Genomic DNA, 25,255 nt, shown 5'->3' with positions numbered 1-25,255 from the left:
CTAGGTACTCCGGGGCTCGCGCAGTCTCGCGGCCAGTACCACGATGTCGTCGTCCACGCGCTCGGCTGCCAGGCCGGACAGGACGGTGTCCAGCAGGTGCTCCAGTGGCTGGGCGGGGTCCAGGCTGAGGGCGGCCAGCCGGGCCACTGCCTCGTCGATGTCCTCGCCGCGCCGCTCCACCAGGCCGTCGGAGTACATCAGCAGGGCGGAGCCGGGCGGGAACGGCACCGTCGTGTCGCGGTACTCGCCGGCTCCGGCACCGAGGGGCGCACCCGGAGGGAGGTCGAGGACCCGGGCACCGCGCGGGGTGATGGCCAGGGGCGGCAGGTGGCCGGCGGAGGCCAGGGCCGCCGTACCCGTGGCCGGGTCGACCGCCGCGATGAGGCACGTGGCGAGCCGTTCCAGGCCGAGCGTCCGCGCCATCAGGTCGACGTGGGTGAGGATCGTGGCCGGGGACGGCTCCTGGACGGCGAGTGCCCTGGTCGCGGCCCGGTACTCCGACATGGTCGCGGCGGCGTCCAGGCCGTGGCCCATCGCGTCGCCGACGACGAGCAGCGTGATCCCACCGGGGAGCGCGATGGTGTCGTACCAGTCGCCGCCGACCTCGGCCCGCGTCCCGGACGGCAGATACCGGTTCGCGCACTCCACTGTGGCGTGCGGCGAGGTGGTGTTCGACAGCAGTGCCCGTTGCAGCAGGACCGAGGTGTCGCGCTGCTCGGTGTACTGCTGCGCGGCGCCGATGCTGGAGGCGGCCCGCCGGACCAGGTCGGCGATCAGCTTGACGTCCTCGCCGCCGAACGCGGCGCGCTCTCCGGAGCGGACCAGGACGGCGACCCCGATGACGTCACGGCCGGCGGTCAGCGGGACGTGGCAGGCCGAGTGCATGCCCAGTTCGAGGTAGTGGCTGACCCGGCCGGCCTGCGGGGCCAGCCTCCGCAGCTCGGTGACCGGCGTCAGGTTGGACACGATCGGGCGCTGCTCGCTGATGCAGCGGGCGACAGCCGAGGAGGGCTGGGCGCCGAACACGGCACCCGGGGCGCCGAAGAGCCGGCCGGCCTCGCTCAGCCCCGGTACCGTCGTCAGCGCCAGCCGCCTGATCCGGAGTGAGCCGTCCTGCGGCGGGTGCGGGCCGAGGTCGAGCACGTCCACGGCCGCCAGGTCCGCGAACCCTGGTACCAGCAGCCAGGTCAGTTCCTCGCAGGTCTTCTGCACGTCCAGCGTGGTACCGATCTCGGTGGCGGCCCGGTCCAGCAGCGCGAGGCGCGTGCGGGCCTGGGCCAGCGCGCGGCGGATCCGGCGGTCCTCGGTGATCTCCAGGATCATCGCGACCAGGCCGACGGGCCGGCCGGCGTCGTCGAGCCGGTGGTAGGCGTTGTGCCACCAGCGCAGGGCGCCCGACTCGTCCGAGGCCGTGGTGCCCTCGACAGTGATCGACCGGGGCACGCCGTCGCCGAGCACCGCGCGTAACGTCTCCTCGGCGTCCGAGACGTTGATGTCCGGCACGACCTCGGCGATGGTCCGCCCGATGTGGGCCTCTGCTGGGGCTCCGTTGATCGTGGCCAGCGCGGCGTTCACGTAGCGGTAGCGCAGGCCGGCGTCCAGGACGGCCACGCCGACGGACGAGTACTCCAGCGCCTCGCGCGTGTAGCGGTAGTCGGAGGCGAGCGCGTGCAGCTCCCCGGCGTCAAGATCAGCACCGGAGCGGCCCCGGAGCAGGCTGAGCATCCGCCGCGCCTCGGCGTCGCCGAGCATCACCAGGGGTGACGGCGCGTAGTCACGTCCAGCCATACCGCGATCTTTGCATGGAAAAAGGCAGTTCGCTGGCGCCCGCGAGGACAGGTCAGGCCGGGCGGCGGAAGCCCCGGGCAGCCCAGGCGATGGCTGTTCCGATGTAGAACGCCACCAGCGTCCACTTGGCCAGGGAGCACAGGGTGCCGATCGTGGCCAGGCCGTCGGTGATCGCGGCCCGGTCGGACAGGAACACCCGCTGGATCGAGTTCTCCAGGACGTCGAACAGCCCGGAGGCGACCGGCAGCGCCAGGATCCAGTCCCAGCGGGGCGTGACCCGGGCCCGGTTCGCCAGGAGTGCCAGCAGGCTCGTGGCGAACACCGCGTACCACAGCGGGTGCGCGCCGTCGATGAACAGGTGCGAGCGGTAGACGCCCAGCAGGCCCCGGGCCTCCAGGTCACCGAAGTGCCGGAGGTACTGGGAGGCGGTGAAGAACGTGCACTGCACCTCGAACACCCCTGGCGAACCCAGCGGGATCGTGAGCACCGCCAGCGCGGTCTGCGAGACCGCCCACACGATGCCGCTGACCCAGGCCAGCCACGGCACACCCACATTCGACCGGATCCGCGACAGGCTCAGGGCAGCAGACATAGCCGATACTGTCCCACCACCGGTATCCCGGAACCAGTGCCCGGGCCTCAGGCGGCGCGCAGGATCCGGGCGATCTCGCCGTAGCCCCGGCGTCCGGCGTGCTGGAGGGCCGTGACGCCGTTCCGGTCGCCGATCCCGGGGTCCGCGCCGGCGCCGATCAGGATCCGGGTGATCTCCTGGTAGCGGGGGCCGCCGTCGCCGAGGACGACGCATTCCAGGAGCGCCGTCCAGCCGGGCCGGTTGACGTGGTCGAGGTTGATACCGGTCTTGACGATCTCCCGCACGTACTCGACGTGCCCGCGCTCGCACGCCGGGATCACCGCCAGGCCGCCGAACCGGTTCTCCAGGGTCAGGTCGGGGCCGGCGGGCAGGAGCACACGCAGCATCGCGACGCTGCCCGACACTCCCGTCTCCAGGAACGGGCTGTCGTGCCGGTCGTCGAGCGCGTCCGGGTCGGCGCCAGCGGCGACCAGTACCCGTGCGACCTCGATGTGGTCGGCGACGACCGCGCCGAACAGCGCCGTCCGGCCACCTTCGCCACGCGTGTCGACGGGCTCACCGGCCGCCAGTGCCCGCCGGACCCCGGCGACGTCAGCGGCGCGTGCGGCGGACAGGAGGGCTGGAGCTGGCATGGCTGGACTCCCGGTGCTCGGGGACGGTGCGGGCCCGGCCGCGCGGGGCGGGGGCGGGGCCGCGCAGCCTGCCAGTGCCGCGCCGGCCAGAAGTACGAACGTCCTGCGCTTCATGCCCCAAGCCTGCACCCCGGGACGGCAAAGCGCCTGGTCAGCCTGGTTGAGGGCCGGATCAGCCACATGGTTGATGCCGTGGGCCGGCCGCCGTGTACCGCCCGCGGCCTGAAGTCGCCGGCAGCGCGGCTGGGCGGCGCAGGTTGAGACTGGGTTGAGACTCCGGGGCTCCGCTGCCGTGGGAGGGTCGGTTGCGCCGTGCTCATGTGGTAACAGAGCGTGGTGACTGCCCGTGCCCGCTCTCCGGAACGAAGGAGTACACATGCGATTCGTCCCCCGGCTGATGATGGTCGCCGCCGCCGCGGCTCTGACCACTCTCGGGATGATGCCGTCGGCCCAGGCCGCCAACCCCAGCAACGTTTTCACCGTCAACGACGGCTGGTCATACGAGTACGAGAAGTCCTGCCAGAGCACCGCCCCGTTCGCCTGTACCTCGAACGCGACGTCACTGTCCATCATGGTCAGCGGCGCGTACCCGGGCAAGAGCTACGCGATCACCCTGGGCTACCAGGTCGAGGCCGTCTCCGCCACGGCAGGCGTGGACTACGTCGCGTCCACCGGCACGGTCACCATCCCGGCCGGCAACTACCGGGGTTACCTGTCCGTGCCGCTCGTGAACGACGGGCTCGCCGAGGGCACCGAGACGTTCCGCATCCGGCTGACCAGTTCGAGTGCCGGCGGCAACATCAGCGACACGGGGCTCGGGTACATCTGGAACGAGGGCCAGATCCCGGCGGACTGCGCCCTGTCGAAGTCCGACCTGCGCACGACGACGATCTCGTGCAGTGGCCGGCCGGCCACGCAGCCCTGGCGGACCGTCGTGAACTGTGAGGACGTCGGCATGGGTTACCTCCAGGCGTACGGCGCGGCCATCACCGGCAACGGCACCTCGACGGCGGTGTGCAATGTGGACTCGTTCCTCAGTGTGTACTTCGACGACCTGACGCCGGAGCCCCCGATCTTCCCGTGAGTGCTGTGACACGGGTCAGGGGCCGTACCCATGCCGGGTACGGCCCCTGACCTCTTTCTCCGTCTCAGAACTGGGCGTGCGTCATCGTGTACCAGGTCGGCGCGAACACCAGCAGGATCATCACCGCCATCACGGCTGCCGACCCGAGCAGGCGCGGGGTGGTGAGCCTGCCGGGTGCGACGGGCCGCACGTTGCGCCGGCCAGCCGCGACGAGCGCCGCGATGCCGCCGAGGACGATGTTGGCCGGCACCAGCTCGTACTCGCCCCGCACCACGTGGAACACGGCCGCGAGCAGCATGGTCACCGCGAGGCCCAGGCCGGCCAGCGGCGTCAGCACGGGCCGGATCCTCGTCAGGGCCGGCAGGATCAGGCCGATACCGCCCAGCACCTCCGCCACCCCGATGAACACGATCAGGGGCTGCGGGACAGCGGCGTACCAGGCCACCGCCCGGGGCGCCGACTCGTAGAGCGCCCCGTCGGCCAGGAGTACCTTGCCGAAGCCGCTGCCGGCGAAGAAGCAGCCGCCCAGTACCTGGACCACCCACAGCGCGCCGTTCAGCGTGAACTTCGCGGAGAGGTTCGTGTTCGTGTTCGTGCTGGTGTTCGTGGTCATGTCGGGCACGCCTTCCTCGGGGACTGGCCGGATGGTTCCTCGCTCCGCCAGCTCTCGGCGGTGAGGTCATCCGACCATCGAGCGGGTGGCCCGCACATCGCCCGTGGGACACCGCGGGACACCCGTACCGTGCTTGACCTGCTGGAACGCCCGTCTGTTCCGCACCGCACCCGCGGTACACCATCAGGGTTTTTGATCTGTTACCCGCTCAGCCCGCGCGCCACAGCGCCGGGACGTTCGGGGCTTCTGAGCCCGGCAGGGACGTGTGGCCCTGGAGGCAGGTGTAGCGGGTGCCGCCGTAGGTCACGCTGACCGTGGCGACGGCTGCTGAGGTCAGGACACGTATGCGTGCCATCCGGGTTCCACCGGGCGTGATCAGGCACGCAGCAGGGCCAGGAGCAGCGCTGCCGACCAGCTGAAGTTCGGGGCGTTGAGCCGTTCCCCGGTCAGCGGCTGGTAGTTCTCGTGGATGGGCGCGTCGCCTGCCAGGCCGTCGGCGTTCGCCACCAGCCGGGCCGTCAGCGCGTCGGCGTCCGCCGCGTACCCCGCTGCGCGCAGGCCGGTGATCGCGAAGTACGCCTGGTCCAGCCAGACCGGCCCGCGCCAGTACGCCACCGGGTCGAAGGCCGGGTTGTCGGCTGACACGGTGGGCACCGGCACGCGGGTGCCGAACTTGGCCGGGTCGAGCAGCGCGGCCCGTACCGCCGCGGCCTGTTCCGCCGAGGCGAGGCCCGCCCACACCGGGATGACGCCCTCGACAGCCTTGCCGCGCTCGACGAGTGGCCGCTTGGTGACGGAGTCGATGTCGTAGAACCAGCCGGTCGCCGGGTCGTACATCTTCTCCCTGATCCGGGTGGCGATGGCCGCCGCCGGGTAGCTGTCCGTGAGCCGGAGGGCGCGGGCGATGCGGGTCAGGTAGTCCTTCTCCGCGAACAGGTACGCGTTGAGGTCCACCGACTCCTGGTTGATGGTGTGCCCGGCTGCGGTGTGCGACACGGTCGCCGCGTCGAACCTCGGGGCGTTGTCCATACCGGACTCCCACGCGGCCGCCTCGATGATGGCCTCGTCGGTGTCGTTGGCCGGGTCGATGGTCGCGCCGTACCCGCAGATGCCGTCGCCGTCGTGGTCGCGGGCGGCGTACCACCACTTGTGGTAGCTGACCAGGCGCGGGTAGATCCGGCGGAGGAAGTCCTTGTCGCCGGAAGCCGAGTACACCTGCCAGACCGCCCACGCGGCCAGCGGTGGCTTGGTGTTGCGCTCGTTCCAGTTGCCGCCGCCGTGAGCCGGGTCGTTGTAGAACACGCAGTCGGGGATCATGCCGTCGGGCCGCTGGAAGTCGAACATCGACTCGATGACGGACGTAGCCAGGGCTGGAGAGAAGGCGGCCACGCCGACGGCCGTCTTCCACGAGTCCCACGACCACAGGCCGCTGAACCAGACGAACGAGATGGACGGCGTGATCCCGTCCGACCGCAGCGCGCCGGCGGGCGAGCGCCAGTTCGTCACGAGGGTCACGATGGCCTTGGCAGCGAGGCGGCGGTGGCCAGGCGCGACACCGGCCAGGCCGGCGTGCAGGTACCCGGCCCAGCGCCGGCTGGCAGCCGTGGCCGCGTTGGACGGCTTGGCCAGGGCTGCCTCCACGACGGCGGCGTCGCGGTCAGCGGCGGTGAACGAGTACGTTTCCGTCCAGGTCAGCGGGCGCTCAGCCCCGGCGGGGATCGACAGCGGCGCAAGCGCCCGGGTGACGTACGAGTCCCCGGTCACGGTCGTCGACACCGGCACGGCGTGCCGGACCTCGAACCGGGTGGACGCCGTGGAGAAGAAGCGCCACGTCTCCCGTACCTCCGAGAAATTGACAGCGACCCCGGACGGCGTGGCGGCCAGGCTCGGCGCCGAGCGAATCGGCTCCGTGGTGTGCCTCAGCAGCCTGCCCGACCACGACACGCTGACCCGCCTGGTCCGCTGGCCGGTGTTGCGGACGCAGGCCTGGACCAGGGCCGTCCGGTTGGACGCGAAGCGCAGCTCCACGACGACCAGCAGCCCGTCGCCGGTCAGCTCCTGGCGCAGCACGCCCGGCTGGGACGACTGGGCGGACGGGGTGAGCGCGACCGGCGCGCCGTCTTCGGTCAGCCCGATCCTGGTGAACGCCTCGGACAGCCACCACGGATACTCCTCCGCGATGTAGAGCGGCCCGGAGAAGCCGTGACCGTCACCGAGGCCGTAGCCGTGCCACGCGCCGAGGTCGGCGAAGACGCTGATCGGGTTGTCGGACGGCGGACGGGCACCGGACGGCACGCCACGCAGGTCAAGCACGTCCGCGAACTCGCCGGCACCCGGCGTCTCCGGGCCGGCCGCCGCCGAGGCGGCCGGGGGCAGGCTCGCGGCCGCCACACCCGCCGCCGCGACGGACGCGGCCACGAAGGTTCTTCTACGCATCGACACTCCATAGTGGATGGCCCGGCCGTGAATCCACAGTAGACCGAGGCATGAGGGGAGGTCCATCATTGATGATGGATGAGGTGTGATGCAATACCCGCCAGTGATCGCCGTCACCGTCGCGGGAGCCGATGAGCCCCCGCCCGCTGTTACCGGCGTCACGGTCACCGCATGGGACGCCGGCACAATGCGACCGGTCAGCGGAGACGGGGCGGCCGAACGGCTGAATACGGCGCACGCCAGAGCCGATACCGTTGCACAACGTAATCATGAGGGCGCCAAGGACAAGCCGCCATCACAGGGGATAACTGCGGTTTGACGGAGGCTGGACGGTTGCGATGACCCGTGCCCTGCTGATTCTCTCGATTGCTATTCCGGCCTTTGTGCTGGTCAGCGTCATAGCAGCCATCGCGTACGGCTGGCTGCGGCCAGACAAGGTCCGGCAGCGCGAGGCCGCGCCCGCCGCGCCGCGCTTCGAGCCGGTCGAGCTGAGCAACACCGCAGTCCTGATCGCGTGCCGTAACGGCGAGGCGACCATCGCGGACGCGGTGGCCGCGGCGAAGGCCAACGGCGTCGAGGTGTACGTCGTCTCCGATGCCTCCACCGACGGCACAGCCGCCCGGGCGACCGCCGCCGGCGCGCACGTCCTGGCGCTCACCGAGAACGTGGGCAAGCCGGAGGCTCTCAAGATCGCGTACCAGCGGTTCGGGCTGAGCTGGCTCTACGACGCGGTGACCATCCTCGACGACGACGTGACCATCGAACCCGGGTTCGTCGCCGAAGCCCTCGCCCTCCTCGACGACGACGTCGCCATCGTCGTCGGCAAGAACGTCACCCTGTGGCCCGAGGCCCGCCGGTGGAACGTGTGGCTGGCCAAGCGCGCCTACAGCTATTGGAACTACCAGGTCATCGTCCGCAGGCTCCAGAGCGCGTTCAACGTCATGAACTGCATCTCCGGTTCCAACTCGATGTACCGGACCACGCTGCTGGACGAGGTGCTGCCGGTCGCGCCGCCCTACATCGTCGACGACACCTACTGGGTGCTCGAGACCCACCGGCGCGGCCTCGGCAAGGTCGTATACGCCCCGCGCGCCGTCGCCTGGCTGCAGGACCCGACGACGTTGCGCGACTGGTACAAGCAGAACCTGCGCTGGCTGTGGGGCACGTTCCAGGGCATCATCGGGCACCGGGTCGGCCGGCAGGCGAGCCGGTTCGACTTCGCGTACGTGCTGCTGATGTTCCACTGGCTGCTGTACGTCCTCAACGGCCCGCTCACCGTGTGGCTCGTGGCCAGCGCCGGCCTCGGTTTCGGCCGGGCGCTCGCGTGGCTGGCGGCCGGCCAGCTGATCTGGCTCTCGATCGCCGCCTGGCGGCTGCGGCTGCCACGGCTGGTGCTGTTCCTCCCGGCGATCGTCGTGCTCGACCTCCTCTACCGCGTGATCATGGTGCACGCGCTCGTGAAGGCCATCCGCCAGCCCACCGTGGAGCGGTGCGTGTGGACGTCGCCTCCGCGCCTGAGCCTCGAAGGGAGGTGAACACCATGTCCGCAGACCAGGACCTGCCCGTGACGGGCGCGTCGGCGGCTGTCACCGGCATGCTCGGCGGCGCCCTCGCCGCGCTCGGCGCGCTGCTCGTCGCGGCGGCACAGTGGGGCGCCCGCCTCCGTAACCGCACCGCGGCCTGACCGGCCCTGACGTGTTCCCGGCTGGGACTGCTGCCAGCCGGGAACACGGTACGCACACAGCCTCGCCACATCAGCTCTCTACGATCGGCGGATGTCTCGCGTACGCCTGCTGGCCGTCTGCTCCGCCGCCCTGTTCTTCGCCATCGCCCTCGTGATCAGGGCACTCGACGACGGCGCGCTGGAGCAGGTCTCGGGCACGGCGCTGTACGGGTCCATGATGTACGCGGCCGTCCTCTTCTTCCGGCCACGGATCAGCGGGCCGGTAGCCGGGATCGTGGCCACCGGCCTGTGCTGGGCGATCGAGTTGTCGCAGCTCACCGGCATCCCCGCGTACCTGTCGGCACGCAGCGTGCTCGCGCGGCTCGCCCTGGGCGTCCAGTTCGACCCGGTGGACCTCGCCTGGTACCCGGCCGGGATCGTGCCCCTGGCCGTCGCGCACACGATCGCCATCCGCAGGTCGGTCTGGCCGTCCCCGGGCTGATCGGGGTTCCGGCAGATTGCCGTTGCGGGGGCCGGCCTGCCGCCGTACGTTCTGCGGCATGAACGCCAAGCGCCCCATGATCGCCGTGATGACCGGTGCCGGGATCTCCACCGCCTCCGGTATCCCCGACTACCGTGGCCCGCAGGGCATCTGGCGGCAGGACCCGGCGGCCGAGCAGCTGGTCACCGTCGGCCCCTACCTGGCCGATCCAGACGTCCGGCGGCGCGCCTGGCAGATGCGGCTGCGCATCGGGGCTCACGCCGCGCTCCCCAACGCCGGGCACCTCGCGCTCGCCGAGCTGGAACGCGGCGGGCTGCCCATCCGCGTCCTCACCCAGAACGTCGACGGGCTCCACCAGCGCTCTGGCCTGCCGGCCCACAAGGTGCTCGAACTGCACGGCACCGCCGCGCGGGTCCGGTGCGCGGGCTGCGGGTCCGAAAGCGAGATGGCCGAGGCACTGGACCGTGTCACGGCGGGAGAGGACGATCCGGCGTGCCTCGCGTGCGGCGGCGTGCTGCGGCCGTGCACGGTGATGTTCGGCGAGACGCTCGACTCCACAGTGCTCGGCCAGGCCGAGACCATCGCCCAGGCCTGCGACCTGTTCGTCGCGATCGGCAGCAGTCTTCAGGTGTACCCGGCAGCGGCTCTCCCGCTCGTCGCCGTGCAGAGTGGTGCCCGGCTGATCGTCGTCAACGGCGAACCCACGCCGTACGACGAGCTCGCCGCCGAGGTGATCCGCGAGCCGATCCCGGAGGCGGTACCCGCGCTGGTCCGGCGCATCCTCGCCGGCGAGTGAGGTCGCGGGGCTGCGCCGGTTTGCGGGCGGGTAGCAGAATCCTGGCGTGAACCTCCATGACGATCAATTGCCGCAGCGGGTGGCCAGGCTGGAGTCCCTGGTCGCCGAGCAGCATCGGGTAAGGCGGCCAGCAGCCGCGCTGGCCGCCGGGATCACCGCGCTGTTCCTGTCCTGGGCGCTGCCCTGGCTCCGGGCGGACACACCCGTGTCGCGTACCGACATCTTCGCCAGCCCCGACCGCACCACCGCCACCGGCTGGGACCTGGTGGCGTGGGCGTTCAGCAGCCCTGCCGGTGCCCGGGGTACCGAGATCACCCTGCTGGCCGTGACCCCGCCGCTGCTGGCGCTCGCCGCGGCCGCGCTGTACTTCCTCATCCCGGTCAACGCGCTGCGCCTGTGGACACTGACACTGTCCATCATGGGCGCGCTGGCCCTGAGCCTGCTCATGCTCGGCTGGGACAACTCCCGGACCACGACGGCTTCCGGGCTGATCGCCGCGCTCGCGGGGTGCGCGGCGATCATCTGGGCCACCGTACGGCTGCGCCCGCCGGACTGACCGCCGGAGCGCGGCTCAGCCGGCCGCCACGGCCTCGGCAGGCGCTGGCCAGCCGAGGGCCGCGAGGTGGGTACGCAGGCTCGTGGCTTCGGGGACGCCGAGCTGCGTGTAGGTGCCGAGCGCCTGGGCCCAGTGGCTGCCAGCCTCCGCCTCGTACCCGAGGGCGTGGTGCGCGTGCCCGAGGCCCTCGTGTGCCTGGGCCTCGGTGTGGGCGTCGCCGCTCTCCCGGGCCAGGTCCAGCGCCTCGGCGTGGTGGGCGAGGGCCTGAGCTGGTTCGCCGGAGGCGCGGACGGCGGCACCGATGCCGTTGAGGGCCTGGGCCCGCATGGTCCGGTCCCCGAGTTCGAGGCTGAGGGCGTGGGCCTGGCGGTGGTGGCCGAGTGCCTGGCCGTAGTCGCCGAGTGCCTGGTAGACGTCGCCGAGGCCGGTCAGGGCGTGCAGCTCAGACGCGCGGTGGCCGATCTCGCGTTGCAGCTCGTAGCCCTGGCGGTAGTGGTCGATGGCTTCCGCGTGCCGGTTCAGCCGCAGGTAGACGAGGCCGAGGGAGACCAGGACGACGCCCTGGGCCCGCCGGTTCCCCGTCTCGCGGTCGATGACGAGCGCCTGCCGGTAGTGGCTGAGGGCCAGGTCGTGCTGGCCCAGCCGCTCGTAGACGATGCCGAGGTTGGTGCGGGCGCTGCTCGCGATGTGCCGGTTGCCGATCTCCTCGCTCACGGCGAGGGCACCCTCGTAGCAGGCGATGGCCTGCTGGTAGCTGCCCATCTTGTCGTTGATGGCGCCGAGGTTGGTGAGGTTGATGCCCTCGCCCAGCCGGTTGCCGACGTCGCGGTGGAGTGCCAGGCCCCGCTGGAGGTAGTCGAGGGCGAGGCCGAGATCGCCGCGCTGCCCGTGGATCATGCCGACGATGTCCAGGGCGCTGGCCTCCCCGGATCGGTCCCCGGCGTCGCGGTGCAGGTCGACGGCCTGCCGCGCACAGCCAAGCGCCTTGTCGTACCTGGCCAGCCGGAAGTACGCGAGCCCGAGGCAGCGCAGGATGTCGGCCTGGCCCCGCCGGTCGCCGCTGTCCGTGGTGGCGCGGAGGGCCGGCTGGTACAGCGCGATGGCGTCGCCGAAGTGTGCACGGGTGTCGAGGTACCGGCGCAGCGAGGTCGCCAGGTCGTAGCCGAACCGTGGCCAGCCGTCCGCAGCCGCGTGCTCGGCGGCCGCGATCAGGTTGGCCCGCTCGGCGCGCAGCCAGCCCTCGGCTTCCTCCTCGGTGCGGAAGGTGACCGTGGCCGGGTACGCGATGACGGGCGCACGGTAGATGCCAGGCGGGGCCGGCAGGTCCAGTGTGTCCGCCGCCGCGATCGCGGTCGACAGGTAGTGGTCGAGCAGCCGGGCGAGCGCCGTGCGGTACCCGGGGCCTCCGGCTGTGGCGAGTTCGCGGGCGTAGACGCGGAGCAGGTCGTGGAAGGTGTACCGCCCGGCGGTCCGCTGGATGATCAGGTGCGCGTCGAGCAGCCCGTCGAGCAGGTTCTCGACCTCACCGGCCGGCAGCCCGGTGAGGGCGGCAGCCGAGTCGATGTCGAAGTCCGTGCCGGGGTGCAGCCCGAGGAGCTGGAACGAGCGCTGCTGCTCGGCACCGAGCCCGGCGTGGGATAGGTTGAACGTCGCAGCCACGGCCCGGTCGTCGACCGACAGCTCCGACAGCCGGCGGTGCTCGTCCCGCAGGTGCTCCGCCAGGTACCGGATGGGCACCTGCGGGCGCCGGCTGATCCGCGCGGCGGCGATCCTGATCGCCAGCGGCAGGTACCCGCACAGCCGCAGCACCTCGTCCGTGGCCTCCGGCTCGGCGTGCACGCGCTCCCCCGCCACGCTCGCGAACAGCGCGTGCGCGTCTTCGGGCGGGAGCACGTCGAGGAACACGGAAGCCGCACCGTCCAGTGTGGACAGCCGCCGGCGGCTGGTCACCAGCACCATCGACCCCGGCGTACCGGGCAGCAGCGGCCGGACCTGCGTGGCGTGTGCCGCGTTGTCGAGCACGATCACCATCCGCCGCCCGGCGAGCTGGTGACGCCACAGCGCGGACCGCTCGTCGAGGTCGGCCGGGATCTGCTCGTCGGAGACGCCGAGGGCGCGCAGCAGCGTACCCAGCGCGGCTCCCGGCTCGACCGGCGAGCGGCCCGGGGTGAAGCCGTGCAGGTCGATGAACAGCTGCCCGTCGGGGAACCGCCCGGCGAGAGCGTGCGCGACGTGGACAGCCATCGTGGTCTTGCCGATCCCGGGCATCCCGTCGATCGCAAGGGTCGCCACCGTCGCCGAGGCCGCCCCCGCCAGGGCGATCAGGCGCGCCACCTCCTCCGACCGGCCGGTGAAGTCGGCTACGGCGTGCGGCAGGAGCTTGGGCCCGGGGCTCGTCAGTCCGGGTTCGGATTCCGGTTCCGGTGCTGGGGGCCTGAGGCCCAGTTCCGGGGCGTCGGTGAGGATCTGGCGTTCGAGGTCACGCAGCTCGGGGCTGGGCTCGATGCCGAGTTCCCCGACGAGGAGGGTGCGCAGGCGGCGGTAGGCGGCGATGGCGTCGGCGCGCCGGCCCGACCGGTACAGGGCGATCATGAGGGCTGACCACAGGCGCTCGCGCAGGGGGTGGGTCTCGACAGCGGCGGACAGCTCGGCAGCGAGCCGGTGATGGTGGCCGAGGGCGAGCTCGGCCTCGGCCAGCTCCTCCACGGCGGACACCCGCAGCTCCTCGAAGTGCCGGGCCGTCTGGTCCACGCAGGGCGTGCTCGGGACGTCGGCGAACGCCGCCCCGCGCCACAGGCCGAGCGCGTCGCGCAGGTATCCGGCGGCGGCGCCGGTGTCGCCGGCCGCCCGGGCGCTGCGGGCCCGGGCCAGGAGGGCGGTGAACTCCCCGGCGTCGGAGCCGGCGGAGGCCAGCAGGTACCCGCCGGCCTTCGTGTGCAGCATGCCCTCCGCACCGACGGCGCGGAGCTGCGCCCGGAGCCGGGAGGCCCTGACCTGGACGGCGTTGGCCGGCTGTGCGGGGGTACGCGATGGCCACAGGGCCTCGACGAGATGATCGGCCCCGATCGGCTGCCCGGAGTGCACGTGGAGCTCGCCGAGGAAGATCCGGTCCTTCTCCGAGACGAGCTCGATGGCGCCTGCCCCGTTGCTGACGGCCAGCGGGCCCAGGACCAGCAGCCGCACTCTGCACCCCTGTCGGTCGCGCCACTACCCGCGTCGAACCTACTTCGCGGGACCGCGTTCCGCACCCGGCGGACCAATCCGGTTGACGTGGGTCACACCCGCACCGCAGCCGCCGATACAGAGCGGATACAGGACTCATACAGCGGGCGAGCCTATGTTCACGGGTCCGGGGGACGGACCCCGGCCACGGGGGCCGGCGGTCTGGGGCTACCCCGCCGTGATCCGGTTCAGGAGCTCGCTCGCCTGCGGCTCGAACAGCCACTGGCTGGTGGCCCGGAACGACTCGGCGGCGGCGTGCGCGGCCTGGCGGGCTGGCCCGGCCTCGCCGGCCGCCAGGCGCGCCTCGCCCAGTGCCACGAGCGCCAGGCCCTCGCGGAGGCGGATGCCGCTGGTCTGGGACAGGCTCACCGCCCGCTCGGCATGCCGGAGGGCATGTCCGGCCTCACCCGCTGCGGCCTGCGCACGCGCCAGGCCGATCAGTGCCTCCAGGCGCCCCGAGGTGTACGCCCGTTCGCCGCCCAGCGTCAGCGCGCGCCGGTGCAGGTCCGCGGCGAGCGCTGGCTCTCCGGCCCGGAGGTGGACGGTGCCCAGCAGGTTCAGGGCATCCAGGACGGCTATCGGGTAGCCGATCTCCTCGGCGATGGCCAGCATCTCCCCCGCGCCCGAGACGGCCTCGTCCAGGCGCCCGGCGTGCAGGTGTGCCTCGGCGATGCCTTGCAGCGCGAGAGCCTCGCCACGCCGGCTGCCCAGTACACGATGAAGCTCGAAGGTCTGCCGGGCGAGATCCATCGCCGCTTCGATCCTGCCCTGGAACATCACGGCGTACGTCAGCCCGCCGGTCGCGCTGGCCTCCCGCTCCCGCGCGGCGAACTCCCTGGACAGCGCGATGGCCTCGGTGTACAGCTCCTCGGCCTCCGGCAGGTGACCCCGGGCGACCTGGAGCATCGCCAGCCCGATCAGCGCCTTGCCTAGTTTGTCCCGGGCGCCCTGCTCCCGCCACAGGCTCAGCGCGAACTGGCAGTGCCTGATCGCGCCGTCGATGTCGCCCTGCTGCATGCGGATGCCCGCGAGGTCGTTGTGGAAGTCGGGCATCGCCTCAGCCCAGCCTGCGGCCTCGGCCAGGGCGATCGCCGACTCCAGGTGCCTCGCGCTCGCCGGGAGGTCGAGCAGCCACTTGCAGGTGGCGCTGAGCCCGGCCTCCAGAATCGCCTCGGTCCGGACGTCACCCACCCGCCGGGCCGCCGCCAGGCCGATCTCAGCGGCCGAGAACGCGTCGGCTGTGTACCCCCGCAGCAGGACGTACCCCCGCAGCACCGCAGCCAGCCGGCAGGCGAGCTGGTCGTCAGCTGTGCCCATCAGCAGCGACCTCAGGTTGGCGTACTCGGCGTCGAACCAGGCCAGCGCGTCCTCCTGCCCCGTGAACGACACCGGGACGACCCCGGTGGCCTCCGCGCCCGCCGCCGGGCGGGTCGCGAGCGGGAAGCACCTGCTCAGCGCCGCGTCGGCGCTGAGCAGGTACCACGTGGCCAGCCGTCCCCCGGCCGCCCCGTCCCCGTCCTCGCCCGCACGTTCGCGGGCGTAGGCACGCAGCAGGTCGTGGAACGTGTACCGCCCCGGCTGGTGCTCGTCGATCAGGCACGCCCCGGCCAGCCGCCCGAGCAGCTCCCGGGCCTCGCTCTCCGGGCTGCCGGTCAGCACGGCGACGGCAGGCACGGTGAAGTCCGGCCCGGGTACGAGGCCCAGCAGGCGGAACGCGCGCCGGGCGTCGGGGGCGAGCTCCTGGTACGACAGGTCGATGGCCCCGCGCACGGTGGACTCGGGGTCACCGGCGATCGCCAGGCCGGCCAGCCGGAGTTCGCGCAGCTCGGCGAGGTGCTCGGCGATCCGGCGCCCGGTGTGGTCCGCGAGGCGGGCGGCGGTGACCCGCAGCGCGAGGGGCAGGAACGCGCAGTACCCGGCCAGCTCAGCGGCCGCGGCCGGCTCTGCCGCCACCCGGTGCTCGCCGGCCAGGGTGGACAGCAGGGTCAGTGACTCCGCGCTGTCCAGCACCCGCAGGTCGAGGCGCCTGGCGCCGTCCCGCGCGACCAGCCCGGTCAGCCGGTCGCGGCTGGTGATCAGCGCCAGGGAACCGGGCCCGGAGGGCAGCAGGGGCCGGACGTGCTCGACGGTGCGGGCGTTGTCGAGGACGACGAGCACTCGCCGGCCAGTGAGCAGGCTGCGGAACAGTGCTGCCGCCTCGTCGGCTTCGGCCGGCACCTCAGGGGGCGCCACACCGAGCGCCCGGAGGAACCTGGCCAGCACCTGTGCCGGGCGGACCAGCGGCGCGGTGGAGTAGCCGTGCAGGTTCACGTAGAGCTGGCCGTCGGGGAACAGGTCCCGGGCCCGGTGTGCCCAGCGGACGGCGAGGGTGGTCTTGCCCATCCCGCCCGACCCGGCGATCACGATCGGCCCGGGCCCGGACGCGAGGGCGTCCAGGGCTTCGAGCTGCTCGTCGCGGCCCGTGAAGTGCGGCACGTCCGCCGGCAGCTGCGACACCACCGGAGCCGCAGCGGGCGGAACGGGAGACGCCGGCGGCGTCAGGCTGACCGCGCCGCGCAGGATCGACCGGTGCAGCTCCGCCAGGTCGGGACGCGGGTCGAGTCCGGCCTGCTCGGCGAGCCGTTCCCTGGCCTGCTGGAAGATCTCCAGGCTGTCCTGGCGGCGGCCTGCCCGGTACAGGGCGAGCATGTGCAGCTCCACCAGGCGCTCGCGCAGCGGGTGCTCGATGGCCAGCGCCGCCAGCTCGCCGATCAGCTCGTCGTGCCGGCCGAGGGCCAGGTCAGCCTCGATCCGCCGTTCCAGGGCGAGCAGCCGCCGCTCGTCGAGCCGGGCCCGTTCGGCGGCCAGGATGCCGTCCTCGCCGAGCCCGCCGAGCGCCGGGCCACGCCACAGGCCGAGTGCCTCAGCCAGCAGCGGCCGTGCCTCCACAGGGCTCGCCCCCGCCGCCTGGTCCACCAGGCCGTCGAACCGCGCGGCGTCGAGATTCTCCGCGCTGACCCGGATGATGTACCCGGCGCCGGCGGACTCGATCGGCGGATCGCCCAGCGCCCGGCGGATCGTCGTCACGCTGTTGCTGACCTGCCTGCGCGCGGTCGCCGGCGGTTCGGTACCCCAGAGCACGGCCTCCAGCCGGGCCACCGGCACCGTCCGGTTGGCGTTGACCAGCAGCGCGGCCAGCACCTTGCGCTCGCGCTGCCGCCCGAAGGCGACCGGCTGCCCGGCCAGCCGCGCCTCGACCGGGCCCAGGATGTGGAAATGCATGCCCCGATTCCAGCCCACGCCGGTCAGGCCGTCAAACACCCGCCCGGGCAGCCAGGGTCAGGGGGAACCCTGAGCCGGTACGCCACCTGAGGGCCAGACCGGGGCTCCCGGAGACCCGACCGTGGTCGGATGCCACCCGCCACCGTCCTCTGTGTACTGGAGGCATGCGAAAAATCTCGATGCTGGCGGCGGCCGCGACGCTCGGTACCGTCGCCGTGCTCCCGGCCGCCGCGCCAGCCCTCGCCGCCGGGCCGGCCCCGGTCCGGGTCAGCCTGCCCAGCCCCACGGGCACCCACCGGACCGGGGTGACCGAGCTGCACCTCGTCGACCGGTCGCGGCCGGACCCCTGGCTGCCCGGCCAGCCGTACCGCGAGCTGATGGCCAGCGTCTTCTACCCGGCCCGCGACGCCGGGCACCACCCGGTCGCCCCGCAACTGCGCCCGCTGGCCGCCGCCGACTTCGACGCGACCATCGGCGCCGTACCGCCCGGAGCCGTCGACTGGGCCGGCACCCGCACCCACTCCCTGGCCGGGGCGCCCGCCGACCGGGCCGCTGGCGGGTACCCGGTCGTCCTCTACTCCCCCGGCTTCGGCGTGCCACGGACCTTCGGCACGGTGCTCGCCGAGGAACTGGCGAGCCGGGGCTACATCGTCGTGACGATGGACCACACCTACGAGGCCCCGCAGGTGGAGTTCCCCGGCGGGCGGGTCGAGAAGGGCCGCACGACCGGCGGGCCGGGCGAGATGGACACGGCGCTCGCCGCCCGGGTCGCCGATACCCGGTTCGTCCTGGACAGGCTCGCCGAGCTGGACAAGGGCCGCAATCCCGACGCCGGGAACCGCCGCCTGCCCGCCGGGCTGCGCGGCAGCCTGGACCTGTCCTCGGTGGCGATGTTCGGCCACTCCTTCGGCGGGGCGACCACCGCGGCGGCGATGCACGCCGACCGGCGGATCGACGCGGGTGCCGACCTCGACGGCAGCCTGTTCGGCCCGGTCGTGGAGGCGGGCCTGGACCGGCCGTTCCTGCTCGTGGGCGCGGACTACCCCGAGGGCAGGGACCCGTCGTGGCGGACGTTCAGGGAAAACCAGCGGGGCTGGGTACGCGAACTGACGTTCACAGGGGCCCAGCACTACACCTTCACCGACCTCCAGGCGATGATCCCGGCCTTCGCCGGCCGGATGACCATGCCGGCGGCGGAGTTCATCGGGACGATCGATCCGGCCAGGGCCCTGGCCGCCCAGCGGGCATACCTCGGTGCCTTCTTCCGGCAGCACCTGCTCGGCTGCCGCGAACCACTGCTCGACGGCCCGTCGCCGACCCACCCCGAGGTCGTCTTCGAGTAACTCCATAACGAACAGTCATCTATCCGCTCCCTGGTGTGCCGGAACTGCCTTGCGCACGCCAGGGAGCACGCCTAGCCTTTCGACGATTTCACAGTCATCGGGCGGGGGCGGCGATGTTGCGTGTGCATTTCACCGGGGATGATCTGGCTCGCATCAGGATCGCGCCATCCGCCGATCCACTGTGGGAGATCCTGCTGTCGGCCCACCTGCTCCAGAAATCGGACGGGGCTGTCGTGTTCGGACAGTGGCGCCAGGACAGCCGGGCCGCGCTGCGCGGCCTCGGAGCCCCAGGTTCGATCGGGCCGCTCCTGCGGCTGATGCCCCCGCTCGGGTACTCCCCGGACTTCCTCACCCCGGCCGCCGGGACGTCCGGCCTTGAGGCAGGCGTGGACCAGGTCCTCTCCACGCCCAGGGCGAAGATGGCCGCCGACCTGGACCGGCTGGCCGCGAAGCCGCCGCTGCGCGATCTGGGCCCCGGTTCGCTGCGCGCCCTGGGCTCGGCCTTCCGTGACTACCACCAGACCGTGCTCGCCCCGCACTGGGCGCAGATCACCGCCGCCGTGGCCACCGACCGGGCGCGCCGGGCCTCCGACATGCTCCACGGCGGCGTCGAGGCCCTCCTGCGTACCGTGATCCCCGGCGCGAGGTGGACCTCCCCGGTGTGGCACCTGCCGTTCTACGTCGACGACGACCTGTACCTCGACGGGCGGGGCCTGCTCCTCGTCCCGGCCTTCTTCTGCTGGCAGCAGCCGACCCGGCTGCTCGACCCGGCCCTGCCGCCCGTGCTGGCGTACCCGGTCGCGCCCGGCCCCGGCTGGATGTCCCCGCTCCAGCCGCCCGGCGGCGTGGCCACGCTCCTGGGGCACACCCGCACAGCCCTGCTGGACAGCCTCGCCAGCAACCCGGCGACCACCACGGGCATCGCCGACAGCCTCCACATCACGCCATCGACCGCCAGTCACCACTGCGCGGTACTCAGGGAGGCCGGGCTGCTCGTGACCCGCAGGCAGGGCAAGTCGGTGCAGCACAGCGCCACCGACCTGGGTCGCGCCCTGCTCAACCGCTCCTAGAGCTTGTAGTACTCCACGATGGGCAGGCGGGCCTCGCCGAACAGGGCCGGGCCGTCCTGCGGGACCTCCGGCCAGCTACCGGCGGGGTTGAGCTCGACGAGCTGCGCGGTGGACAGCGCGAACACGACCCGGCCCAGTCCTGACCGGACGATGCCGCCCGTGCACATCCCGCACGGCTGGCAGCTCGTGTACATCGTCGTTTCCGCGGCCGTCAGCTCGTCCAGCTCCCGGGCGGCCCAGCGGGCCAGCTTCAGCTCGGGGTGCGCGGTGATGTCGTTGTCGCGCCGGACGGTGTTGTGGGCCTCGATGAGGATGGTCCCGTCCGGGCCGGCCAGCAGGGAACCGTAGGGCGCGTCGCCCAGCGTCACGGCGTGCGCGGCGATCTCGATGGCCCGCCGCAGCAGCAGTTCGTCGGCAGCGGTGATCATGGGGTCCTCACTGGAGACTCTGGGCAGGCTGGCAGGTTCTGGTCCACGCGGAGATCCTAACGACCGGCCCGGCCGGGCTGCCTGGGGATGCGGATCTCCCATTCCGTACCCGATCCCGGCTGGGTTTCGAGGTGCGCGGTGCCGCCGAGGTCGGTGACCCGGCCGCGCATCGAGCGGGCCACGCCCATCCGGCCCTCGGCTTCGGCTGTGGCGAGGCGGCCGGCCGGGATGCCGGGGCCGTCGTCGCGGACACTGAGGGCGACCTCGGTGTCCAGGTCCTCCAGGAGGATCCACGAGCGGGCGGCCGGCCCGGCGTGGCGGGCGGTGTTCGCCAGGGCCTCACGGGCCACGGCCACCAGCTCGGAGGCGACGGCAGCGGGGAGCAGCACCGGGGCGGCCGGCACTGATACCTGTACTCCGGCGGTGGCCAGCACCTGCAGCTGGGCGCTCAGATCGGCCGTCCCGTCGGCGTACTCCGCCCCAGGTGGCGAGGCGGCGAGAAGCACACGCAGGGCGTTCTCCTGCTCGCCGGCCAGCCGGCCGAGTTCGGCGGCCTCGCCATCCAGCTCGGCTCCGAGCCGGCGCATCCGGGCCAGGACCTGGAGCGTGCCGTCGTGGATCGAGCGGGCCAGCCGCTCGCGTTCGGCGGTGGCCGCCTCCAGCTGGTGGGCGCGGCGGAGCCGGTCAGCCGAGCGGCGGGCGGTCGACGAGGCCAGGCCGACGAGGAAGCCCAGGCCGGTCAGGAGAACGGCGTCGCGGCTCATGTCCGCGTCCACGGCGCCACGGGTCACCATGTTGACCACCGACAGCACGAGCCCGGCGAGCAGGCCGCCCTGCCGTCCCGCGAGCACGCCCGCCGCGATGACCGGGCCGCAGGTCCACACCGTGGTGATGGTCGGGAAGCTGCTGTGCAGGCTGGTGCCGGTCAGGAGGAACACCGAGGAGTACTGGAGCACCGCCGTCACCACGACATCGGCGGCCACCACGCGCACCCGCCGGCCTCCGGGGCTCGCGAACCGCAGGCCGGTGTACACCGTCCACGCCGCCATGACGCCGAGCGCGGCCCATGCCCAGCGGGGGCGCTGGTACGCGTCCAGGTTCACGGCGACGACCGTGGCGGCGAACAGCAGCGCGACCAGCCGGAACAGGATCGCCGCCCGCCAGAACGGCTCGGCGGCGTCGCTGGAGCCCCGGCTGGGCTGTACTGCGTCCTCGTCTGGCACGGCGGAAGCATAGACGGCGGGCTGGCCGGGCCGGGGGCGGCTCGGGAGGTATCGCGGGCGACCCGGGACATATAGAGTCATCTCGATCACATGACTCCCTGGAGGACGAACGTGCCACGACCCTCTGCCGCCGTGCTCGCCGTGACCGCCGCCGTGCTGGCCAGCGCCGGGTTCGCCGGGCCTGCCCACGCCACGGCCAGCCGTCCGGCGAAGACGACCAACGGGCCCTGCGCCTACGCGGAGACGCCGGACCAGCCGGCCGCCCGCAAGTCCCACCTGCCGAAGGACCCGCACCGCACCCCGGCCGGTACGGACCGCGCGACGCTGCGGACGAACCACGGGGACATCACGCTCACCCTGGACGCGGACAAGGCTGGCTGTACGGTGCAGAGTTTCCTGCACCTGGTGCGGCACAAGTTCTACGACCAGACCTCCTGCCACCGGCTGACCGCGTACCGGACGCTCAAGGTCCTCCAGTGCGGCGACCCGGGCGGGACGGGCGAGGGCGGCCCCGGCTACCAGTACAAGGATGAACTGCCCACCGACCTCCCGCCGGTGCCCGGACGGCCTGGCGTGGTCTTCTATCCGCGCGGCACCCTGGCGATGGCCAACGCCGGGCCGGACACCAACGGCAGCCAGTTCTTCCTGGTGTACGCCGATTCCATGCTCCGGCCCAACTACACCGTCTTCGGCCAGGTCGACGCCGATGGCATGGCCGCGCTGGACGCGATCGCGGCTGGCGGCGTCCAGCCCACCCCGGAGAACCCGGCCCCGGCCGACGGCGCCCCGGCTCTCCCCGCGAACATCCTCGACGCCCGGCACTGACCCGATCGGGCCGGCACGTCAGCGTCCTGTGTGGATGGCCTGATGCGCCGGCCCGGCGTGGTTCAATCCTCGGTATGCGCAGTGTGCCACCGTCGCCGCTTGCTCCACCGCCCGCCGAGCTGCCCTGGGCAGAACGCGCCGAGGCCCTCGCAGCGGGTTTCGCCCGCCAAGCCGCCGAGCTGGACGAGTCGGCACAGCTGCCGGAGGACAACCTGCGGGCGCTGCACGAGGCCGGCTTCGACACGGCGTGGCTGCCGGAGGAGCACGGCGGGGCCGGCCTGTCGTGGGTCACGTTCGGTGCCGTGCTGACGGCGATCGCGCGGGCCTGCCCGTCCACGGCGACGATCTGGCTCATGCACCTGGGTGCCGCGTACGGGCTCGTGCACATGAGCGACGAGGACAACTCCCGGTTCTTCGCCGGTGAACTGGCGGCCGGCAAGCGCTTCGCGAACGCCCTTTCGGAACCGACCGGCGGGAATCTCTTCCTGATGCCCCTCCAGGTGGCCGAGCCGGCGGACGGCGGCTTCGTCCTCAGCGGAGCGAAGCGCTTCGTGTCCGGATGCGAGGCCGCCGACTACCTGCTCGTCAACGCGCTGGTCGACGGCGTGCCGGCCTTCTTCGGCATCACGCCGGACGACACGCTCAAGCTCGTGCCGATCTGGGACAGCATGGGCCTGCGCGCGACCCGCAGCCAGCTCCTCACCTTCGACGGCACGCTGCTCCCGGCCGGCCGCCGGTGCGTCAGGCTCACCGACGAGCCGAACCCGATCCCGGTCGGGCTGCCCTTCCTGTCCCTCGGCGTGGCTGAGGCCGCGCTGGAGGCCCTGCGCGCCCACGCGAGCGGCCGGGTCATCCCCACGACCGGCCAGCCCCTGGCGGACATGCAGTGGGTGCAGTTCGCCGCGGCGACCGAGCACGTGAAGCTCCGGGCAGCCACGCTGCTGGCCGGGCAGACCGCCTGGCTGGCCGACCAGCGCTCGCCACTGGCCAACCCGTCGTCGCTGGAGGCGAAGCTGCTCGCCAACGAGGTCGCCAAGGACGTCGCCGCCCTCGCGGTGCGGGTCGGCGGCGGCTCCGGATACCTGCGGACTTCCCCCATCCAGCGCCATTTCCGCGACGCCCAGGCGGGCGCGCTGATGGCCTACTCGTCCGAGGTCTGCCAGGCGGAGATCGGCAAGGCCCTGTTCGCCGAAGAAGCCAGGTGAGCGGAGTGAGCAGGGTTACGGTCGTTCTTGCATAATTTTGCATAGTTATGTTCGAATAGTTCCGAACGTGAATGCCCCTCCCAACCGCTAGTCTGCGGCTGTGACCCAGGATCAGCTCACCGCGCCCGCAGCCCTCGAGATGCTGCTGACCGGCAACAAGCGTTTCGTGGCGGGCAGTCCTGAGCACCCCAACCAGGACGCGGCCCGCCGCACCGAGATCGCACCGGCCCAGACACCCTTCGCGGTGCTGTTCGGCTGCTCCGACTCCCGCCTCGCCGCCGAGATCATCTTCGACCAGGGCCTCGGCGACCTGTTCGTCGTCCGGACCGCCGGGCACGTGCTCGGGCCGGAGGTGCTGGGCAGCATCGAGTACGGCGTGAGCATCCTCGGCTGCCCGCTGGTCATCGTCCTCGGGCACGACGCGTGCGGGGCCGTCGCCGCCACCAGGGCCGCCGTGGACGGCGGCCCGCCGGCCAGCGGGTACGTGCGGGACGTCATCGAGAAGGTCACGCCGAGCGTGCTGGCAGCCAAGGCCGCCGGGCTCAGCGAGGACTCCGACTTCATCTCCGAGCACATCCGGCACACCGTGAGCCTGCTGCTCGACCGGTCACGGACCCTCGCCGACGCCGTCGCCGTCCGCAAGACAGCCGTCGTCGGCCTCGCGTACCGGCTCGCCGACGGGACGGCCCAGGTCGTCACCTCGCACGGCGCCGTACCGCCGGCCGGGTTCATGCCGGGCAAGTAGCCGCCTCACGGCGCAGGCACCGGCGTCAGCTCGGCGGGCCTGAGCTGGGCGATCCGGTGCTCCCGGCGCCGCGCGGTGAGCAGGTAGGCCCCGGCTGCCGATACACCCAGCACGAGGCAGGCGATCCACAGCGCCTCGCCGTGCCCGTGCAGGAGGTACCCGGCCAGCAGCGGCGCGGCGAACCGCGACAGCTGGCTCGCCGCCGAGAAGATCCCGAAGTACCGGCCGCGCAGGTGACCCGGTGCCAGCCCGGCGACGCTCGCGTCGAGCACGGCGAAGTAGGCCATCTCGCCGAGTGTCCACACCGCGACGGTGACGGCGTAGAACCAGGCCACGTCCGCCAGTGCTGTCAGGCCGAAGCCGGCTCCGACGAGGAACACGCCGAGCGCGAGCACCTTCGAGTGGGCCCGGTCGCGGATCAGGCGGGGCAGGAAGAGCTGCCCGATCACGATCAGCAGGGTGTTGACGACGTAGATCCAGCCGTAGGCCGCCGCGTCCAGCCCGTCGGCCTGCACGGCGAGCGGCAGCCCGGCGTTGCTCTGCTTGAAGATCAGCTGGAAGACGAGGAACAGCACGACGAAGGTCAGGAAGACCCGGTCGGTGAGGACGTCGCGCAGTGTCCCCGGCGTGGCTGGCCCGGTGCCGGGCCCGGCGGGGTCCGGCCTGGGCTCCGGTACCAGGAAGAACATGATCGTGGCGAGCAGGGCGACGCCGGCCGCGTCGACCGCGAAGAGCAGGAAGTAGTCGGCCCGCATCGCGAGCGGGGCGAGCAGGGCCGCGACCGAGGTACCGATGTTGATCGACCAGTAGTTGATGCTGAACGCCCTGGTCCGGTCGGCCTCGGCGACCACGTCGGTGACGAGCGCGCTGCTCGCCGTGCCCGCGAACGCCATGCCGAGCCCGTTGAGCAGCATCATCGCGAGCACGACGGGCAGGTGCGGGCTCAGGCCGGTGCCGAGCAGGGACACCATGCAGATCAGGTAGCCGGTGATCGCGGTGCGGCGCCGTCCCCAGCGGTCGGCGAGCACGCCGCCGAGTGTGCTGCCGATGATGCTGCCGGCTCCGGCGACCGCGAGGACGACGCCGACCTGTGTGGCGGTGAAGCCCCGGGCACCGCGCAGGTAGAAGGTGAGGAAGATCAGCACGAACGAGGCGATGTTGCCGATCAGCGTGATGCTCCACAGGTACCAGAAAGTCCGGGGCAGCCCCCCGGTGGTCTCCCGCAGCCAGCGGGTCATGGTTTCCATGCCTGCGATCTTGTTTTCCAGTGG

22 protein-coding genes are annotated in these 25,255 nt (G+C 72.4%); 11 read left to right on the top strand and 11 right to left on the bottom strand.

The window, feature by feature from the left end:
- From A3G1_RS37680 to A3G1_RS0130900, 3 genes are read right to left on the bottom strand one after another with little or no spacing between them, the layout of a single operon-like run.
- Entirely contained in the window at nt 1–1,788 is a 1,788-nt protein-coding gene (locus A3G1_RS37680; RefSeq protein WP_169437631.1) for a SpoIIE family protein phosphatase, read from the bottom strand.
- A 52-nt stretch (nt 1,789–1,840) separates the two neighbouring features.
- Nucleotides 1,841–2,380, bottom strand: coding sequence for a hypothetical protein (locus A3G1_RS41260; protein WP_018353379.1), 540 nt, complete (start codon nt 2,378–2,380; stop codon nt 1,841–1,843).
- A 47-nt stretch (nt 2,381–2,427) separates the two neighbouring features.
- Complete coding sequence (locus A3G1_RS0130900; RefSeq protein ID WP_245563631.1) at nt 2,428–3,126, bottom strand: ankyrin repeat domain-containing protein; 699 nt, start codon at nt 3,124–3,126, stop codon at nt 2,428–2,430.
- Nucleotides 3,127–3,388: 262 nt separating this feature from the next.
- Between A3G1_RS0130900 and A3G1_RS0130895 the strand changes: the two genes are divergently transcribed.
- The gene (locus A3G1_RS0130895) at nt 3,389–4,096 is read left to right on the top strand and encodes a Calx-beta domain-containing protein (protein WP_018353377.1); all 708 of its coding nucleotides are present in this window, start codon (nt 3,389–3,391) and stop codon (nt 4,094–4,096) included.
- Nucleotides 4,097–4,160: 64 nt separating this feature from the next.
- On the opposite strand, the gene A3G1_RS0130890 is transcribed toward A3G1_RS0130895, so the two are convergent.
- From A3G1_RS0130890 to A3G1_RS0130880, 3 genes are all read right to left on the bottom strand, one after another.
- A complete protein-coding gene (locus A3G1_RS0130890; RefSeq protein WP_018353376.1) occupies nt 4,161–4,709 on the bottom strand; it encodes a DoxX family protein in 549 nt (182 codons plus the stop codon).
- 208 nt (nt 4,710–4,917) lie between these two features.
- Nucleotides 4,918–5,064 carry a carbohydrate-binding protein gene (locus tag A3G1_RS41015; RefSeq protein WP_018353375.1) on the bottom strand — a complete coding sequence of 49 codons (147 nt, stop codon included), beginning with the start codon at nt 5,062–5,064 and terminating at the stop codon, nt 4,918–4,920.
- 20 nt (nt 5,065–5,084) lie between these two features.
- Nucleotides 5,085–7,145 carry an MGH1-like glycoside hydrolase domain-containing protein gene (locus tag A3G1_RS0130880; protein ID WP_026212690.1) on the bottom strand — a complete coding sequence of 687 codons (2,061 nt, stop codon included), beginning with the start codon at nt 7,143–7,145 and terminating at the stop codon, nt 5,085–5,087.
- A 338-nt stretch (nt 7,146–7,483) separates the two neighbouring features.
- Here A3G1_RS0130880 and A3G1_RS0130875 point away from each other — a divergent pair, with 338 nt between their 5' ends.
- The 5 genes from A3G1_RS0130875 to A3G1_RS0130855 all read left to right on the top strand — a co-directional run bounded on the left by A3G1_RS0130875 (nt 7,484) and on the right by A3G1_RS0130855 (nt 10,662).
- Complete coding sequence (locus A3G1_RS0130875) at nt 7,484–8,680, top strand: glycosyltransferase family 2 protein (protein WP_083937213.1); 1,197 nt, start codon at nt 7,484–7,486, stop codon at nt 8,678–8,680.
- Nucleotides 8,681–8,685: 5 nt separating this feature from the next.
- Complete coding sequence (locus tag A3G1_RS41255) at nt 8,686–8,829, top strand: hypothetical protein (RefSeq protein WP_169437630.1); 144 nt, start codon at nt 8,686–8,688, stop codon at nt 8,827–8,829.
- A 91-nt stretch (nt 8,830–8,920) separates the two neighbouring features.
- Complete coding sequence (locus tag A3G1_RS37675) at nt 8,921–9,310, top strand: ribosomal maturation YjgA family protein (protein WP_018353371.1); 390 nt, start codon at nt 8,921–8,923, stop codon at nt 9,308–9,310.
- Between the two features lie 58 nt (nt 9,311–9,368).
- Entirely contained in the window at nt 9,369–10,106 is a 738-nt protein-coding gene (locus tag A3G1_RS0130860) for an SIR2 family NAD-dependent protein deacylase (protein ID WP_026212689.1), read from the top strand.
- A 46-nt stretch (nt 10,107–10,152) separates the two neighbouring features.
- Complete coding sequence (locus A3G1_RS0130855) at nt 10,153–10,662, top strand: hypothetical protein (RefSeq protein WP_157641520.1); 510 nt, start codon at nt 10,153–10,155, stop codon at nt 10,660–10,662.
- Between the two features lie 15 nt (nt 10,663–10,677).
- Here the strand turns inward: A3G1_RS0130855 and A3G1_RS37670 are convergent, their stop codons facing one another.
- A complete protein-coding gene (locus tag A3G1_RS37670; protein WP_018353368.1) occupies nt 10,678–13,845 on the bottom strand; it encodes an AfsR/SARP family transcriptional regulator in 3,168 nt (1,055 codons plus the stop codon).
- A gap of 207 nt (nt 13,846–14,052) precedes the next feature.
- A complete protein-coding gene (locus A3G1_RS37665; RefSeq protein WP_018353367.1) occupies nt 14,053–17,145 on the bottom strand; it encodes an AfsR/SARP family transcriptional regulator in 3,093 nt (1,030 codons plus the stop codon).
- Between the two features lie 164 nt (nt 17,146–17,309).
- Here A3G1_RS37665 and A3G1_RS0130840 point away from each other — a divergent pair, with 164 nt between their 5' ends.
- Entirely contained in the window at nt 17,310–18,488 is a 1,179-nt protein-coding gene (locus A3G1_RS0130840) for an alpha/beta hydrolase family protein (protein WP_157641519.1), read from the top strand.
- A 113-nt stretch (nt 18,489–18,601) separates the two neighbouring features.
- A complete protein-coding gene (locus A3G1_RS0130835; RefSeq protein WP_026212688.1) occupies nt 18,602–19,558 on the top strand; it encodes an ArsR/SmtB family transcription factor in 957 nt (318 codons plus the stop codon).
- On the opposite strand, the gene A3G1_RS0130830 is transcribed toward A3G1_RS0130835, so the two are convergent.
- Nucleotides 19,555–19,986, bottom strand: a complete 432-nt coding sequence (locus tag A3G1_RS0130830; protein ID WP_018353364.1) for a nucleoside deaminase — start codon at nt 19,984–19,986, stop codon at nt 19,555–19,557. The two genes, A3G1_RS0130835 and A3G1_RS0130830, sit on opposite strands and share 4 nt — an antisense overlap.
- A 56-nt stretch (nt 19,987–20,042) precedes the next feature.
- Nucleotides 20,043–21,209: a MacS family sensor histidine kinase gene (gene macS / locus A3G1_RS0130825; protein ID WP_018353363.1), complete on the bottom strand. Its 1,167-nt coding sequence runs from the start codon at nt 21,207–21,209 to the stop codon at nt 20,043–20,045.
- 111 nt (nt 21,210–21,320) lie between these two features.
- Here macS and A3G1_RS0130820 point away from each other — a divergent pair, with 111 nt between their 5' ends.
- From A3G1_RS0130820 to A3G1_RS0130810, 3 genes are all read left to right on the top strand, one after another.
- Nucleotides 21,321–22,034 (top strand): peptidylprolyl isomerase, encoded by a 714-nt coding sequence (locus A3G1_RS0130820; RefSeq protein WP_040480347.1) that lies wholly within the window; start codon nt 21,321–21,323, stop codon nt 22,032–22,034.
- 74 nt (nt 22,035–22,108) lie between these two features.
- Nucleotides 22,109–23,239, top strand: coding sequence for an acyl-CoA dehydrogenase family protein (locus tag A3G1_RS0130815; RefSeq protein ID WP_018353361.1), 1,131 nt, complete (start codon nt 22,109–22,111; stop codon nt 23,237–23,239).
- A 100-nt stretch (nt 23,240–23,339) separates the two neighbouring features.
- On the top strand, nt 23,340–23,984 hold the full coding sequence (locus A3G1_RS0130810) for a carbonic anhydrase (RefSeq protein ID WP_018353360.1): 645 nt from the start codon (nt 23,340–23,342) through the stop codon (nt 23,982–23,984).
- Between the two features lie 5 nt (nt 23,985–23,989).
- Here A3G1_RS0130810 and A3G1_RS0130805 read toward each other — a convergent pair whose 3' ends face one another.
- Nucleotides 23,990–25,231: an MDR family MFS transporter gene (locus A3G1_RS0130805; protein ID WP_026212687.1), complete on the bottom strand. Its 1,242-nt coding sequence runs from the start codon at nt 25,229–25,231 to the stop codon at nt 23,990–23,992.
- Nucleotides 25,232–25,255 lie beyond the last annotated feature (24 nt).

The organism is Longispora albida DSM 44784, assembly GCF_000379825.1.
Lineage (GTDB): Bacteria > Actinomycetota > Actinomycetes > Mycobacteriales > Micromonosporaceae > Longispora > Longispora albida.
The sequence above is the reverse complement of the archived record's forward strand: the minus strand, read 5'-3'. Positions and strand labels throughout refer to the sequence as shown.

Coding starts and splice junctions, on each gene's coding strand:
- A3G1_RS37680 (WP_169437631.1), bottom strand. CDS start 1,788: ATGGCTGGACGTGACTACGCGCCGTCACCCCTGGTGATGCTCGGCGAC.
- A3G1_RS41260 (WP_018353379.1), bottom strand. CDS start 2,380: ATGTCTGCTGCCCTGAGCCTGTCGCGGATCCGGTCGAATGTGGGTGTG.
- A3G1_RS0130900 (WP_245563631.1), bottom strand. CDS start 3,126: ATGAAGCGCAGGACGTTCGTACTTCTGGCCGGCGCGGCACTGGCAGGC.
- A3G1_RS0130895 (WP_018353377.1), top strand. CDS start 3,389: ATGCGATTCGTCCCCCGGCTGATGATGGTCGCCGCCGCCGCGGCTCTG.
- A3G1_RS0130890 (WP_018353376.1), bottom strand. CDS start 4,709: ATGACCACGAACACCAGCACGAACACGAACACGAACCTCTCCGCGAAG.
- A3G1_RS41015 (WP_018353375.1), bottom strand. CDS start 5,064: ATGGCACGCATACGTGTCCTGACCTCAGCAGCCGTCGCCACGGTCAGC.
- A3G1_RS0130880 (WP_026212690.1), bottom strand. CDS start 7,145: ATGCGTAGAAGAACCTTCGTGGCCGCGTCCGTCGCGGCGGCGGGTGTG.
- A3G1_RS0130875 (WP_083937213.1), top strand. CDS start 7,484: ATGACCCGTGCCCTGCTGATTCTCTCGATTGCTATTCCGGCCTTTGTG.
- A3G1_RS41255 (WP_169437630.1), top strand. CDS start 8,686: ATGTCCGCAGACCAGGACCTGCCCGTGACGGGCGCGTCGGCGGCTGTC.
- A3G1_RS37675 (WP_018353371.1), top strand. CDS start 8,921: ATGTCTCGCGTACGCCTGCTGGCCGTCTGCTCCGCCGCCCTGTTCTTC.
- A3G1_RS0130860 (WP_026212689.1), top strand. CDS start 9,369: ATGAACGCCAAGCGCCCCATGATCGCCGTGATGACCGGTGCCGGGATC.
- A3G1_RS37665 (WP_018353367.1), bottom strand. CDS start 17,145: ATGCATTTCCACATCCTGGGCCCGGTCGAGGCGCGGCTGGCCGGGCAG.
- A3G1_RS0130840 (WP_157641519.1), top strand. CDS start 17,310: ATGCGAAAAATCTCGATGCTGGCGGCGGCCGCGACGCTCGGTACCGTC.
- A3G1_RS0130835 (WP_026212688.1), top strand. CDS start 18,602: ATGTTGCGTGTGCATTTCACCGGGGATGATCTGGCTCGCATCAGGATC.
- A3G1_RS0130830 (WP_018353364.1), bottom strand. CDS start 19,986: ATGATCACCGCTGCCGACGAACTGCTGCTGCGGCGGGCCATCGAGATC.
- A3G1_RS0130815 (WP_018353361.1), top strand. CDS start 22,109: ATGCGCAGTGTGCCACCGTCGCCGCTTGCTCCACCGCCCGCCGAGCTG.
- A3G1_RS0130805 (WP_026212687.1), bottom strand. CDS start 25,231: ATGGAAACCATGACCCGCTGGCTGCGGGAGACCACCGGGGGGCTGCCC.